This window comes from Rhodovulum sp. 12E13 (assembly GCF_003340565.1).
GTDB lineage: Bacteria > Pseudomonadota > Alphaproteobacteria > Rhodobacterales > Rhodobacteraceae > HLUCCA09.
Map to the genome: position 1 here is coordinate 111,858 of NZ_QPLK01000003.1, position 14,554 is coordinate 126,411.

Genomic DNA, 14,554 nt, shown 5'->3' on the forward strand with positions numbered 1-14,554 from the left:
GATGCGTCGCTTGCGCACTTGCCCCCTGCGGCACGACCCCGTTCGGTGCCCGGGGAGAGACAGCCGTGAAGGGGAGCGCCGCCATGAAGACGACCACACAGGTCTGCGTGATCGGGGGCGGCGTCGTGGGCTGCTCCGTCCTCTACCACCTCACCAGGCTCGGCTGGTCCGACGTGATGCTGGTCGAGCGCTCCGAGCTCACCTCGGGCTCGACATGGCATGCCGCGGGCGGATTTCACACGCTCAACGGCGACACCAACATGGCGGCGCTGCAGGGCTACACGATCGGCCTCTACAAGGAGCTGGAGGAGATCACCGGCCTGTCCTGCGGCCTGCACCACGTGGGCGGGCTGACGCTGGCCGACACGCCCGAGCGCTTCGACATGCTCAAGGCCGAGCGCGCCAAGCACCGCTACATGGGCCTCGAGACCGAGATCCTCGGCCCGGCCGAGATCAAGGCGCGGGCCGAGCTGGTCAACACCGACGGCCTGCTCGGCGCCCTCTACGACCCGCTCGACGGCCATCTCGACCCCTCGGGCACCACCCACGCCTACGCGAAGGCCGCGAAGATCGGCGGCGCCGCGATCGAGCTGCACTGCAAGGTCGAGCGGCTGACCCAGCGCCCCGACGGCACGTGGGACGTGGCGACCAGCAAGGGCGACATCCACGCCGAGCACATCGTCAACGCCGCCGGTCTCTGGGCGCGCGAGGTGGGCGCGATGGCGGGCGTCTATCACCCGCTGCTGCCGATGGCGCACCAGTATCTCGTCACCGACGACCTGCCCGAGATCATGGAGCGCGCCACCGAGTTCCCGCACGTGATCGACCCGGGCGGCGAGAGCTACCTGCGCCAGGAGGGGCGCGGCCTGTGCATCGGCTTCTACGAGCAGCCCTGCGAGCCCTGGGCCGTCGACGGCACGCCGTGGGAGTTCGGCCACGAGCTGCTGCCCGACCAGTTCGACAAGATCGAGGAATCGGTCGCCTTCGCCTATGCCCGCTTCCCCGTGCTCGAGCGCGCCGGGATCAAGTCGGTCATCCACGGCCCCTTCACCTTCGCCCCCGACGGCAACCCGCTCGTCGGCCCCGTGCCGGGCCTGCGCAACTACTGGGCCGCCTGCGCGGTCATGGCAGGCTTCAGCCAGGGCGGGGGCGTCGGCCTGACGCTGGCGCAGTGGATGGTCCACGGCCAGCCCGACCAGAATGCCTTCGCCCTCGACGTCGCGCGCTACGGCCACTGGACGACGCCGGGCTACACGGTGCCGAAGGTGATCGAGAACTACCGGACCCGCTTTTCGGTCAGCTACCCCAACGAGGAGCTGCCCGCCGCCCGCCCCTTCCGCACCACGCCGATGTACGACATCTGGGACGGAATGGGCGCGGTCTTCGGCCAGCAATACGGGCTGGAGGTGGTCAACTACTTCGCCCTGCCGGGCGAGCCGCGCTTCGAGACGCCGTCGTTCCGCCGCTCCAACGCGTGGGAGGCGACGGCCCGGGAGGTGCGGGCCGTGCGCGAGGGCGTGGGCATCAACGAGGTGCACAATTTCGGCAAGTTCCGCGTGGCCGGGCCGAACGCGCGGGCCTGGCTCGACCGGATCATGGCGGGCCGCATCCCGCAGCCGGGCCGGCTGTCTCTCACGCCGATGCTCGCGCCGACGGGGCGCCTCATCGGCGACTTCACCGTGTCGTGCCTGTCGGAAGGCGAGTTCCGCCTGACCGCCTCCTACGGGGCGCAGGCCTACCACCAGCGCTGGTTCGAGCGTCACCTCGACGAGGGCGTGACGGTCGAGAACCTCTCCGACCGGCTCACCGGCTTCCAGATCGCGGGGCCTGCGGCGCGCGAGCTGCTGTCGCGCGTGACGCGGGCCGATGTCGGGCCGGAGGCGGTCCGCTTTCTCGACGTGCGCCGGATGACGCTCGGCATGGCCGACTGCATCGTGCAGCGGGTCAGCTTCACCGGCGATCTCGGCTACGAGATCTTCTGCGATCCCATGGCGCAGCGCCATCTCTGGCACGTCCTGTGGGAGGCCGGCGCCGATCTCGGCCTGCGCCCGTTCGGGATGCGCGCGATGATGAGCCTGCGGCTCGACCGCTTCTTCGGGGCGTGGCTGCGCGAATACTCGCCCGACTACACCGCCGCCGAGACCGGGCTCGACCGTTTCATCTCGTGGAAGAAGAACACCGACTTCATCGGCCGCGCCGCCGCCGAATCCGAGCGCGCCGCGCCCCCCGCCCGGCTGCTGCGCCCCTTCCTCGTCGAGGCCGCGGATGCCGACGTGGTGGCCGACGAGCCGATCTGGCTCGACGGGCGGGTGCAGGGCTTCTGCACGTCGGGAGGCTACTCGCACTGGGCCGACCGATCGGTGGCGCTGGGCTTCGTGCCGCGCGAGCGCGCCGCGCCGGGCACCGAGGTCGAGATCGAGATCCTCGGCGAGCGCCGACCCGCCATCGTCGCCGCCGACGCCCTCTTCGACCCCGAAGGCGCCCGCCTGCGCGGCTGAAACCGGCCCCGCCCTGCGCCGCGCTGCCCCGTCCTGCGCCGCGCTGCCCCGCCCTGCCCTGTGCCGGCCCGCGTGCCGGCGCCGACTCGCCAGTGCGTATTTGAAACAGAAAGAAGCAGCGGCGCCCGCGGGACCGGGGCGCGCGATCCTGCCTTCTTCTTGCTGCAAATATCCCCGCCGGAGGCATCCGGCGGTGCCGCGCGCGCGGGCATCGGCCCCGGAGCGCGCCCGAAGACGCGAAAAAAGAAGGGGAGCGGCCTGCGCTCCCCTTCTCCCCCATGTTCGGCCCGGGGCATCGCCCTGAGCGGGGCCGCACGGGGCCTCACGGGGCCCCGCGGCGCCTCCGGGCCGCGCTGCAACCCGGATCAGCCGGTAAGCAGGACCGCCTCGTGCCGCTTGAGCGTGCGGCGGGCGGCCGCGTAGTCCTTCAGGCCCTCTTCGGTGGCGAGCTCGGGGAAGAGCTCGAGGATCTCGGCGCGCAGCCCTGCGTCGATGCCCTGAAGAGAGAAGTCGCCGGGCTGGAAGCTCTCGGTCCAGGCACCGTCCGACAGCACCACCTCGTGGCGTTCGCACATGAAGTGGATGTAGGTCGTCTGCGGCACCGGCTTCTGCACGATGGTCGTGCCGTTGACCAGGTGCTTGGCCGCGACCAGAACCTCGCGCTCGTCGAAGTAGTAGGCCGCCTTTTCCGAGCTGACGAGCACCCGGTGCTGCGGCGAGACCAGCATGTCGCGCTCGGGCAGGCCGCCCCCGAGGGCGCCGGCCCTGATCAGCACCGGCGCGAGATGCGGCCGCGCCTGGAAGTCGGCGGCGTTGAGGCCGGTCTGGCCATACCACGCGATCTCCTGCACGCCGTTGTCGCGCGTCAGCACCGTGTCGCCGGCGGTCAGGTGCTCGACAGGCACCTCGCCGCGCGGGGTGGCGATGCGCGTACCGGGCGTGAAGCAGATGATCTCGATGTTGGTGAACGACAGCCGGCCGGTTTCGCCGCCCTTGCCGTCGAGGAACACGAGGTCCCCGTCGATGCCGGCGAACTGGCCGGTATCGCCGTCGGGGGTGACGTTCTCCAGAGTCCAGTCGGTGCCGAACGTGCCGAGGGTGCTGACGTCGATCTCGTCGACGTCGAAGCCGCCCGCCCCTCCGGCAATCGTGTCGTTGCCGTCGTCGTCGGCGTTCACGATGAAGGTGTCGGCATCGTCGCCACCCGAGAGGACGTCGTCGCCCTGGCCGCCGATGATCGTGTCGTTGCCCGCCCCGCCCTCGATGCTGTCGTCGTCGATGCCGCCGTCGAGGCTGTCGTCACCCGCGCCGCCGAGGATCGTGTCGTCGTCGTCCTCGCCGATGATCACGTCGTCGCCGTCGCCACCGTCGAGGAAGTCGCGGCCGTTGTCGGGCACGAGATCGGGCGCCGGGGCCGGCTCGTCTGCCGAGTCGGGCACGTTGAGGATATCGGCCGGGTTGCCGATGCCGCCGAAGATCGTGTCGTCGCCCGCGCCGCCGGTGACGGTGTCGGAGCCTTCGCCGCCGATCAGGCTGTCGTCGCCGTCGCCGCCGTCGACGAGATCGTCGTCGAAGCCCGCATCGATCGTGTCGTCGCCCGCACCGCCCGAGACGACGTCGTTGTCGTCGCCGGTCGTGATGCTGTCGTCGCCGAGGCCGCCGTCCACCGTGTCGCGGTCGTTGAACGGATCGGCATCGTCAGCGACAGGCGGATAGCCGCGATCTGGGCGGAAGCTAACATTCTCGATCCCGGCGTTGATCGTGTCGTCGCCCTGGCCACCGGTGATGTCGTCGTTGCCCGAGCCGCCGGTGATCGAGTCGTCGTCGATGCCGCCGTCGAGCACGTCGTCGCCCGAGCCGCCCGAGATCACGTCGTCGTCGTCGCCGCCGAAGATCGTGTCGTCGCCGGCGCCGCCAGACAGCGTGTCCTTGTCGTTGTTCGGGTCGGGGTCGGGCGCGGGCGAGGGGAACGCCGCGTCGTCGATGATCTCGTCGGGCCCGGTCTTGGGCCCGCCGCCATGGATCAGGTCGTTGCCGTCGCCGCCGCCGATCGAGTCCGAGCCGTCGCCGCCCTCGATCGTGTCGTCCTGCTCGCCGCCGTCGATCGTGTCGTCGCCCTCCTTGCCGAAGATGCGGTCGTCGTTGGGCTTGTCGCCCGGGATCAGCGCATCGTCGTTGTCGACCTCGTCGCCGTCGACATCGACATAGGTGCCGGCGGTGATCAGGTCGTCGCCCGCGGTGCCGTGCACGATGCCGTCGCGGATCGGGCCGCCATCGACCTCGAAGTGCAGGTCGCTCAGGCCGACGGTGCCGGAGATATGCACGTCGTGACCATTGTCGTGCACGACCTTGAGCGACTTCACGGGGCCGGGGATCGAGACGGTCACGGTGTCGGGAAAGCCGGGCCCCTCCACCTTGGGCGTGTCGTTGCCCTCGCCCTCGACGGTCACGCCGGGCACGCCGTCGTTCTCGCCGGTCACCTCGTGGTTGGCGGTGAGATCAGACAGGTCGATCTGCGTCTCGTTGCCGTCGGCATCGAGGGCTATGATGGTGACCTTGTCGTCCCAGTTGTGGCCCGCGTCGACGTCGTAGAGCTCGAACTGGAGTTGCGTGACCTCGCGCTCGAACTCGACGTTGAGCTCGGTGGGTTTCTTGACGTCGGAGGAGCGGATCGTGTCAGGGTCGCCGATGATCGCGTCGTCGTCCCCGGGCGGAAAGCCGACCGTCCACTCGTCGGGATGCTTGGCGCCGTTGGGCGGCGTCGAGATGCTCACGCCGATCTCCTGCGTCCCGTCGGCGCTCTTCAGCGTGTTCTGCCCGTCGATGTCGACGGCTTCCCAGTCGAGGGTGTACTTCATCGCTCCACTCCTGCTTGCGGACGCCCAGGCAAACCCGGAGCCCCACTCGCTCCCATTCTCCCCACGGCGGCGGGCGCCACCGGGATCGTGTCACACTCGCCGGCGGTCGGGCCCGGTCGGTCACGGGGGGAACGTCGGACAAGGAACGCTGCCCGCCGCGTGCGGCGGGGTGCCCTCGCGATCGCTCCGACGTGACGCGCCTTCTGCGCGTCCCGTGGCCGCCGGCACGCCCGGTGCCCGGCGTTGAGGTCGCCCCCGACCTGTCGTCACCCCCCAGCAAGGTTGCTCGAAGTATAGCGGCCGCGATTCCGGCCAAGAAAGTGAAATTTGTCCGAAAAACGGCTGCTTCCGGGGCGCGCCCCGCCCGGAGCGCGCCGCGCTGCGGCCCTTGCCGAGGCCGGATCACGGCTCATTGGCGACGCTTGCGGAAACAATCGACCGGCCACCGCGGCGGGTCTGGCGCGACTGTCCGCGCTCGGGCGACAATCGCGCCGCGTCGCGGCATGGCGTGGGCGGTCACTTGGGCCGGTCAGTCCGTGATCGAAATCGGGCGGGGTCATTTCCCGGTCGCGGTCAATCCCCGCACTCTCGCGCGGATTGTTCGGCGCAGCAGGGGCACGGGCGCCCCCCGCCCGAATCAAGCGCCCCGCGCGACAGCCTGCGCGCGGGACACGCCGCGGGCGACGCGCGGAGCCGGTGCACCCGACCCGGGGCGCGAGCCGCAAGGGCGGCTTCCGGGCGGCACGGGGGCCGCCCGGGGGAAGCGCGTCAGCCTCGCGTCAGTGCGCCGGCGACGTGGCGCTCGATGGCGTCGACCGGCTCGTGGGTGAGGTTGCGGTCGACCTCGCCCACCACGCGCCCCTTCACCTCCTTGTGCAGCTGGTCGCGCAGCGCGCCCAGCACGCGGGGGGCGGCCACCAGGACGATCCGGTCGAAGGCGCCCTTGTGCGCCAGGTCGTAGAGCCGGTCGGCAAGGTCGTGGGCGAAGCGCTCCTTCGCCAGCCGGTGCCAGTCGGTATCCTCCATGCCCGAGCGCTGCTGCACGCCAGTATCCTGCATCCGCCCCGGCCGGTCGGTGCCCTGCTCGGAGGTGGCGGGGTTTTCCTGTTCCTCCTTCCCGACGACGACGAAGTTGGGGTTTTCCGCGTCGGTCTCGTTGCGCAGAAACAGCGCCTTCTCGCTGTCGGCCACGAGGATCCAGGTGCCGTGCGTCAGCACTGCCGCCTGCGGCACGTCGCTTTCCCAGGGGCCCTGCCGCCCGCGGCGGGGCGGGCGCGGGCCGGTGCCGTGCAGGCCGCCGAGATTGCCTTCGCCCTCTTCGTCTTCCTTCGTCACGCGGGTCGCACCGGGGCGCGAGGCGGTGGCGCGCTTGTGCTCGTCGCGGGTGCCGACCTGCCGCTCGAGATCGCCCTCGGCGCGCCCCTGGTGGCCCGGCGTGGCCGGCTCGCTTTCCAGATATTGCTGCGTCTCCTGCGCTCCATCCCGGGAGCGCTTGCGGTCTGCCATGATCCGTCCTCCTGTCTTCGAGGGAAGAACCCCCACCGTCGGGGGCTGTTCCTGCCGCCTCCCGCCTCGGGCCGTCAGACCACGGCGCGGATCAGCGGCTCCCACTGTGCCCGAAGCGGACGGTACAGGCGTTGCGGCTTGTCAAATACGGCGAGGCCCTGCTCGGCGAGGTCGGCATAGGCGACCCGTTCGGAGAGGCGCGCCACCGGCTCCTGCCCGATCCTGCGGAACACGCCCTCGAAACGCTCCACCACCCGGTCGCGCGGGCGCATCCGGTTGGCGACGAGATGCACATCGACCTTGCCCTTGCGCACCCGCTTGAGCTCGGCCAGGTCCTTCAGGAAGCGCCGCGTGGACTCGACGTCGAACATCGAGGGCAGCACCGGGCAGATCAGCGCCCTGGCATCGGCGACCAGCGCCCTGGCCTCGTCGGTCTCCAGCGCGCCGGGGCTGTCGACCACCAGCCAGTCGAGCGTGGCAGGCGCCTTGTCGAGCGCCTTGGGCGAGGCCCAGTCGACGCTCGCGATCTCCACCGCCCCCCTTGGCCGCCGCTTGAGCCAGCGGACGGTCGAGCGCTGCGGATCGGCATCGGCCAGCCCCACCTTCCAGCCCCCGTCGGCCAGCGCCGCGGCAAGCGTGACCGCCACGGTCGTCTTGCCCACCCCGCCCTTGCGGTTGGCGATCAGCACCGTCTTCACGCGCATGTCCTCCCTGCCCGGAGCGCCCAGCCTAGCCGCCGGGCGCAAGGGCACAAGCACCTGCCGGCCCCGACCGGAGCAACCCCTCCCCCTGATGCCGGGCGGCCGCCGTCAGAAAGTGCGTATTTGGAACAGAAAGAAGCAGCCATGGCGCGGCGGGGGTCCGCGGCGCGGCCCTGTTTCTTTCTGTTCCAAATACGCGAGTCCCGACGGCTACGCTCGGCGCCGCATTGCGCCGATGCGCGTGTTTGCGCCGGTCTCGCGGCGGCTCTATATGCCCGGCCATGCCAGATGCCTCCGCCGCGCCCACGAACCGCCCCGCCCTGCCGCCCGAGATCGCGCGCAGGCGCACCTTCGCCATCATCTCGCACCCCGACGCCGGCAAGACGACGCTGACCGAGAAGTTCCTGCTCTACGGCGGCGCGATCCAGATGGCGGGGCAGGTGCGCGCCAAGGGCGAGGCGCGGCGCACGCGCTCCGACTACATGCAGATGGAGAAGGACCGGGGCATCAGCGTCAGCGCCTCGGCGATGTCGTTCGACTATACCAGCGGCGACCGGGCGTTCCGCTTCAACCTCGTCGACACGCCCGGCCACTCGGATTTCTCCGAGGATACCTATCGCACGCTCACCGCCGTCGACGCGGCCATCATGGTGATCGACGGGGCGAAGGGCGTGGAGAGCCAGACGCGCAAGCTGTTCGAGGTCTGCCGTCTGCGCGACCTGCCGATCCTGACCTTCTGCAACAAGATGGACCGCGAGAGCCGCGACACCTTCGACATCGTCGACGAGATCCAGGAGATGCTGGCGATCGACGTGACGCCGGCCTCCTGGCCCATCGGCAAGGGCTCGGACTTCCTCGGCTGCTACGACATCCTGCGCGACCGGCTGGAGCTGATGGACCGTGCCGACCGCAACCGCGTGGCCGAGTCGATCCGGATCGACGGTCTGGACGACCCGAAGCTGGCCGAGCACGTCCCCGCTCACCTGCTCGACCAGCTCCGCGAAGAGGTCGAGATGGCGCGCGAACTGCTGCCGCCGCTCGATCTGCAAGCGGTCCACGAGGGCACGCTCACGCCGATCTGGTTCGGCTCGGCCATCAACTCGTTCGGCGTGAAGGAGCTGATGGACGGCGTGGCCGCCTACGCGCCCGAGCCGCAGCCGCAATCGGCCACCCCCCGCCAGATCGCCCCCGAAGAGGGCAAGGTGTCGGGCTTCGTCTTCAAGGTGCAGGCCAACATGGACCCCAGGCACCGCGACCGGGTCGCCTTCGTGCGCCTCGCCTCGGGACATTTCACGCGCGGCATGAAGCTGACCCACGTGCGCACGAAGAAGCCGATGACGGTGTCGGCGCCGGTGCTGTTTCTCGCCTCCGACCGGGAGCTTGCGGAAGAGGCCTGGGCCGGCGACATCATGGGCATCCCCAACCACGGGCAGTTGCGCATCGGCGACACCCTGACCGAGGGCGAGGCGCTGAAGGTGACCGGCATCCCCTCGTTCGCGCCCGAGCTGCTGCAGGCCTGCCGACCGGGCGACCCGCTCAAGGCCAAGCACCTCGACAAGGCGCTGACCCAGTTCGCAGAGGAAGGCGCGGCCAAGGTCTTCAAGCCGGTCGTGGGCTCGGGCTTCATCGTCGGCGTCGTCGGCCAGCTGCAGTTCGACGTGCTGGCAAGCCGGATCGAGCTGGAATACGGATTGCCCGTGCGCTTCGAGCCCTCGCAGTTCACCTCGGCGCGCTGGGTGACCGGGCCGAAGGCGGCGGTGGAGAGATTCGCCGCCGCCAACAAGGGCCACATGGCCGAGGACAACGACGGCGATCTCGTCTACCTGACCCGGCTGCAGTGGGACATCGACCGCGTGGAGCGGGATTACCCCGACCTGACGCTCAGCGCGACGAAGGAGATGATGGTCTGAGACCGGCGCACCGCCAAGCCGCCGTCCCTGCGCCCGGGCCGACCGTCAGGCCGCCCGCCGGGTGAAGGGGGTCAGGCCGCGGTGGCGGCCTGTCACGCCGAGGGCCTCTCGCAGGGCCTCGCGCTCGAACTCCGACCAGCGGTCGCGGCCCCACGAGCGGCGCTGGGCCTCCAGCAGCGTGGCCGCCGTCAGCGCCAGGACGGCGAGCACCACCGCCACCATTCCGCCCGTCATCAACAGAATCGTATAGGTCGTCTCGTCGAGCATCGCTCCGCCCTCGCTCTGCGCCTTCGTTCTGATCGGCCTGCCCAACGTGCCTGCCGCTCCGGGCGCCCCGGGGGCGCGCTCCGGGCAATCGCGGGGCATTTCCGCGCAAGAATGGGGCAACCCGGTGCCGGGGGTCCGGCGCGCTCGCGAGGCCAGGCCGGCTGGCGGCGCGCGACGCTCGCAGGGCGGCTCTGGACCCCGCCCCCCATCCCTGTCTAGATGCGCCGCATGGGAGTGGGGAAGCAGCACCCCGGCGCCGCGCGAGGCGGAGAGCCGGGACGGACGGGACAACCGGCGCTTGATCTGTCGCCGCGCGTCTCGGACGAGATCCGCAAGACGACCTGTTACATGTGCGCCTGTCGCTGCGGCATCGACGTGCACATGAAGACGGGGCCGGACGGCGAAAAGCGCGTCGCCTATATCGAGGGAAACCGCGACCACCCGGTCAATCGCGGCGTGCTCTGCGCCAAGGGCTCGGCCGGGATCATGCAGGTCAACGCGCCGTCGCGCCTGCGGGCGCCGCTGCGGCGGGTCGGCCCCCGCGGCTCCGGCGAGTTCGAGGAGATCAGCTGGGAGGAGGCGCTGCAGACGGCCGTGGAGTGGCTCAGGCCCCTGCGCGAGAGCGCGCCGGAAAAGCTCGCCTTCTTCACCGGGCGCGACCAGTCGCAGAGCTTCACGGGCTTGTGGGCACAGATGTTCGGCACTCCGAACTACGCCGCGCATGGCGGCTTCTGCTCGGTCAACATGGCGGCGGGGGGTATCTACACGCTCGGCGGCGCCTTCTGGGAGTTCGGCCAGCCCGACTGGGAGCGGACGGAGCTGTTCGTGCTGTTCGGCGTGGCCGAGGATCACGACTCCAATCCCATCAAGATGGGTCTGGGCGAGTTGAAGGCGCGCGGCGCGAGGGTGATCGGCATCAACCCGATCCGCACCGGCTACAACGCGGTGGCCGACGAATGGGTGGGCGTGACGCCCGGCACCGACGGCCTCTTGATCCTGTCGCTGATCCATACCCTTCTGCAGGCCGGCCGCGTCGACGCCGACTATCTCGCGCGATGGACGAACGCGCCCTGCCTCGTCGGCCCCGACGGGCTGCTGCTGAGGGACGAGGGCGGCAAGCTCCTGGTCGTCGACCGGGCGACCGGCGCCCCGGCCGCCTTCGACGCCCGCGGCGTGCGCCCCGACCTCGGCGGCACGCTGGAGCGCGACGGCGAGACCTGCCGCACCGTCTTTCACCACCTCGCCGCCCGTTATCTCGACCGGCACTATGCGCCCGAGGCCGTGGCCGATCGCGTCGGCGTCTCCGCCGATCGCATCCGCGCGCTGGCCGCGCAGATCGCCCATGCCGCCTTCGACAAGGCGGTCCACGTCGCCCAGCCCTGGACCGACTTTCGCGGCGAGAGCCACGACGGCTTCACCGCGCGCCCGGTCTCGATGCACGCCATGCGGGGCATCTCGGCGCACGCCAACGGCTTCCACACCGCCCGCGCGCTGCACCTGCTTCAGGCGCTGATCGGCTCTGTCGAGGCGCCCGGCGGCTTCCGCTTCAAGCCGCCCTACCCCAAGCCTGCGCACGCCCATCCGCGCCCGCACGCCGACCACAGCCCCGGCACGCCCCTCGCCGGCCCGCATCTGGGTTACCCCCTTGGCCCGGAGGACCTGGCGATCGACGAGGACGGCACGCCGCAGCGGATCGACAAGGCGTTCACCTGGGAGCACCCCCTCGCCGTCCACGGGATGCTGCACTCGGTGATCGCCAACGCCCATGCGGGCGACCCCTACCGGATCGACACGCTGTTTCTCTACATGGCGAACATGGCGTGGAACTCGGCGATGAATACGTCCGAGACGATGGCCAAGCTGACCGATACCGACGAGAACGGCGACTACGTCATCCCCCGGATCATCTACTCCGACGCCTACTCGTCGGAGATGGTGGCCTATGCCGATCTCGTCCTGCCCGACACGACCTATCTGGAGCGGCACGACTGCATCTCGCTGCTCGACCGGCCGATCTGCGAGGCCGACATGGCCGCCGACGCGATTCGCTGGCCGGTGGTGGCGCCCGATCGTGACGTGCGCCCCTTCCAGAGCGTGCTGATCGACCTCGCCGGCCGCCTGAAGCTGCCGAGCTTCGTCGACGAGGCGGGCGAACCGCTCTACGCCGACTACGCCGACTACATGGTCAACCACCAGCGCCGCCCCGGCGTGGGCCCCCTGATGGGCTGGCGCGGCAACGGCGACGAGACGGGCCGCGGCGCCCCGAACCCCGCCCAGATCGACCGCTACATCGAGGCGGGCGGCTTCTGCACCGCCGAGATCCCCGACGAGGCGCGCTTCATGAAGCCGTGGAACGCCGCCTACCAGGACTGGGCCGTGCAGCTTGGCCTCTACGATGCCCCCCAGCCCTACCTGCTGGAGCTTTGGTCCGAGCCGCTGCGCCGCTTCCAGCGCGCCGCCGAGGGCCAGGGGCCGCGCCAGCCGCCCGAGCACCTGCGCGAGCGCGTGCGCCGCGCGATGGATCCGCTGCCCCACTGGGAGGCGACCGCCGAGCCGCATGCCGAGGGCGACTTCCCCCTCCACGCCCTCACCCAGCGGCCGATGGCGATGTATCACTCCTGGGGCTCGCAGAACGCCTGGCTACGCCAGATCCACGGGATGAACCCGCTCTTCGTGCCCACCGAGATCTGGCAGCGCGAGGGCTTCGAGGAGGGCGACTGGGCGAAGCTCACCTCGCCCCATGCCGAGATCGTCGTGCCCGTCGCCCACATGGCCGCGCTCAACCCCCGTACCGTCTGGACATGGAACGCCATCGGCAAGCGCAAGGGCGCCTGGGCCCTGGAGAAGGATGCCGAAGAAACCGAAAAGGGATTTCTTCTCAATCACCTGATCGGCGATCTTCTGCCACCGCGCGAAGACGGCATGCGCTGGTCGAACTCCGACCCCGTCACCGGGCAGGCGGCGTGGTTCGACCTGCGCGTGCGGATCGAAAAGGTCGCGCCCCCCGCGCGCACCCTGCCCGAGACGGGCGTACAGCGCTCCCCCGTGGGCACCGGCCCGAGCGCCCTCGCCTGGAAGGTGGGGGCGTGAGCGCGCACCGGCCCGACGTGACGCAGACCGAGACGAGACGGATGCCCCGATGACCGACCTTCCTGCCGAAACCCAGCGCAAGATGGGCCTCGTGATCGACCTCGACACCTGTGTCGGCTGCCACGCCTGCGTGGTCGCCTGCAAGGGCTGGAACACCGAGGGTTACGGCGCGCCACTGTCCGATCAGAACCCCTACGGATCAGACCCCTCGGGGACGTTCCTCAACCGCGTGCACAGCTACGAGGTGCAACCCGAGCGCGGCCCGGCCCAGCTCGTGCATTTCCCCAAGAGCTGCCTGCACTGCGAGGATGCCCCCTGCGTCACCGTCTGCCCCACCGGCGCCAGCTACAAGCGCGAGGACGACGGGATCGTGCTGGTCAACGAATCCAGCTGCATCGGCTGCGGCCTGTGCGCCTGGGCCTGCCCCTACGGCGCCCGCGAGATGGACATCGCGGCCGGCGTGATGAAGAAGTGCACGCTCTGCGTCGACCGGATCTACAACGAGCACATCCCCGAGGAAGACCGCGTGCCCGCCTGCGTGCGCACCTGCCCCGCCGGAGCGCGCCATTTCGGCGACCTTGGCGACCCGGACTCGGAGGTGTCGCGGCTCGTCGCCGAGCGCGACGGGATCGACCTGATGCCCGAGATGGGCACGAGGCCCGTCAACAAGTATCTCCCGCCGCGTCCGCGCGACGAGGAGCCGGTGATGGACGTGCTCGGCCCCCTGCTCGAGCCGGTGGCCGATACGCCCGACGGCCTGCTCGGCTGGCTCGACCGACAGCTGTCGAAGCTCTGAGCCCATGCATCCCGCTCCCTCCGTCATCGTCTTCACGACGCTCTCGGGGCTCGGCTTCGGCCTGCTCACCTTCCTCGCGCTCGGCCTGCCGGCGCTCAGCGGCTGGGCGGCCTTCTGGGGCTACGGCGCCGGCTTTGCCCTGGCGATCGGCGGGCTGATCTCGTCGACCTTCCACCTCGGTCACCCCGAGCGGGCGCTTCTCGCCTTCACCCAGTGGCGCACATCGTGGCTCTCGCGCGAGGCGTGGGCCTCGGTCGCGGCGCTGACGGTCACCGGCCTGCACGCGATCGGCCCCGTCTTTCTGGGCACGCGATTCGCCCTGCTCGGCGGGCTCGGCGCGGGCCTCTGCGTGATCACCGTCTTTACCACCTCGATGATCTACGCCTCGATCCGGGCGGTGCCGCGCTGGCACCAGCCCGCCACGCCGCCGCTCTATCTGTTGCTGTCGCTCGCCGGGGGCGCCCTGCTGGCCGGGCAGGCGCCGGCCGCCGCGGTGCTGCTGGCGGCCGCGGGTGCAGTGCAGCTCTGGGCCTGGCGCGCGGGCGACGCGGCCTTTGCGCGGGCGGGCACGACGATCGGCACCGCCACCGGGCTGGGCGGCCGCGGCGCGGTGCGCGCCTTCGAGCCGCCGCATACGGGCGACAATTACCTCCTGCGCGAGATGGTTTTCGTCGTCGGCCGCCGCCATGCACGCAAACTGCGCGTCGTCGCCTTCACGGCGATGATCGGCCTGCCGCTCGTGCTCCTGGCCGTGTCGGGGGGCGCGCTCTGGGCCTCGTGGCTCGGCGCGGCGCTCCATGCCGGGGGCGTGGCCGTGCAGCGCTGGCTGTTCTTCGCCGAGGCCGAACACGTCGTGGGCCTGTATTACGGCCGCCGCGTCGCCTGAACCGCGTCAAGGTTAACCCGCCGATAAGGCCGCTGCCCGATG

The 14,554-nt window shown here is 70.7% G+C and carries 9 protein-coding genes; 5 read left to right on the forward strand and 4 right to left on the reverse strand.

What is annotated here, in order from left to right; genetic code table 11:
- Positions 1–83 precede the first annotated feature (83 nt).
- Positions 84–2,498, forward strand: coding sequence for a GcvT family protein (locus DLJ49_RS03780; RefSeq protein WP_115392187.1), 2,415 nt, complete (start codon positions 84–86; stop codon positions 2,496–2,498).
- 365 nt (positions 2,499–2,863) lie between these two features.
- Here the strand turns inward: DLJ49_RS03780 and DLJ49_RS03785 are convergent, their stop codons facing one another.
- The 3 genes from DLJ49_RS03785 to DLJ49_RS03800 all read right to left on the reverse strand — a co-directional run bounded on the left by DLJ49_RS03785 (position 2,864) and on the right by DLJ49_RS03800 (position 7,566).
- Complete coding sequence (locus tag DLJ49_RS03785) at positions 2,864–5,356, reverse strand: Hint domain-containing protein (protein WP_115392188.1); 2,493 nt, start codon at positions 5,354–5,356, stop codon at positions 2,864–2,866.
- A 768-nt stretch (positions 5,357–6,124) separates the two neighbouring features.
- Complete coding sequence (locus DLJ49_RS22820) at positions 6,125–6,862, reverse strand: baeRF12 domain-containing protein (protein WP_369932483.1); 738 nt, start codon at positions 6,860–6,862, stop codon at positions 6,125–6,127.
- Positions 6,863–6,936: 74 nt separating this feature from the next.
- Positions 6,937–7,566, reverse strand: coding sequence for a ParA family protein (locus tag DLJ49_RS03800; RefSeq protein WP_147277258.1), 630 nt, complete (start codon positions 7,564–7,566; stop codon positions 6,937–6,939).
- A gap of 278 nt (positions 7,567–7,844) precedes the next feature.
- Between DLJ49_RS03800 and DLJ49_RS03805 the strand changes: the two genes are divergently transcribed.
- Positions 7,845–9,473 (forward strand): peptide chain release factor 3, encoded by a 1,629-nt coding sequence (locus DLJ49_RS03805; protein ID WP_115392190.1) that lies wholly within the window; start codon positions 7,845–7,847, stop codon positions 9,471–9,473.
- A 45-nt stretch (positions 9,474–9,518) separates the two neighbouring features.
- On the opposite strand, the gene DLJ49_RS03810 is transcribed toward DLJ49_RS03805, so the two are convergent.
- Positions 9,519–9,740, reverse strand: coding sequence for a hypothetical protein (locus DLJ49_RS03810; protein WP_115392191.1), 222 nt, complete (start codon positions 9,738–9,740; stop codon positions 9,519–9,521).
- A 228-nt stretch (positions 9,741–9,968) separates the two neighbouring features.
- Here DLJ49_RS03810 and DLJ49_RS03815 point away from each other — a divergent pair, with 228 nt between their 5' ends.
- The 3 genes from DLJ49_RS03815 to DLJ49_RS03825 are packed head-to-tail and all read left to right on the forward strand — an operon-like array spanning position 9,969 to position 14,512.
- Entirely contained in the window at positions 9,969–12,830 is a 2,862-nt protein-coding gene (locus tag DLJ49_RS03815) for a molybdopterin oxidoreductase family protein (protein WP_115392192.1), read from the forward strand.
- 49 nt (positions 12,831–12,879) lie between these two features.
- Positions 12,880–13,626, forward strand: coding sequence for a 4Fe-4S dicluster domain-containing protein (locus tag DLJ49_RS03820; RefSeq protein WP_115392193.1), 747 nt, complete (start codon positions 12,880–12,882; stop codon positions 13,624–13,626).
- 4 nt (positions 13,627–13,630) lie between these two features.
- Positions 13,631–14,512 (forward strand): dimethyl sulfoxide reductase anchor subunit family protein, encoded by an 882-nt coding sequence (locus DLJ49_RS03825; RefSeq protein ID WP_115392194.1) that lies wholly within the window; start codon positions 13,631–13,633, stop codon positions 14,510–14,512.
- Positions 14,513–14,554 lie beyond the last annotated feature (42 nt).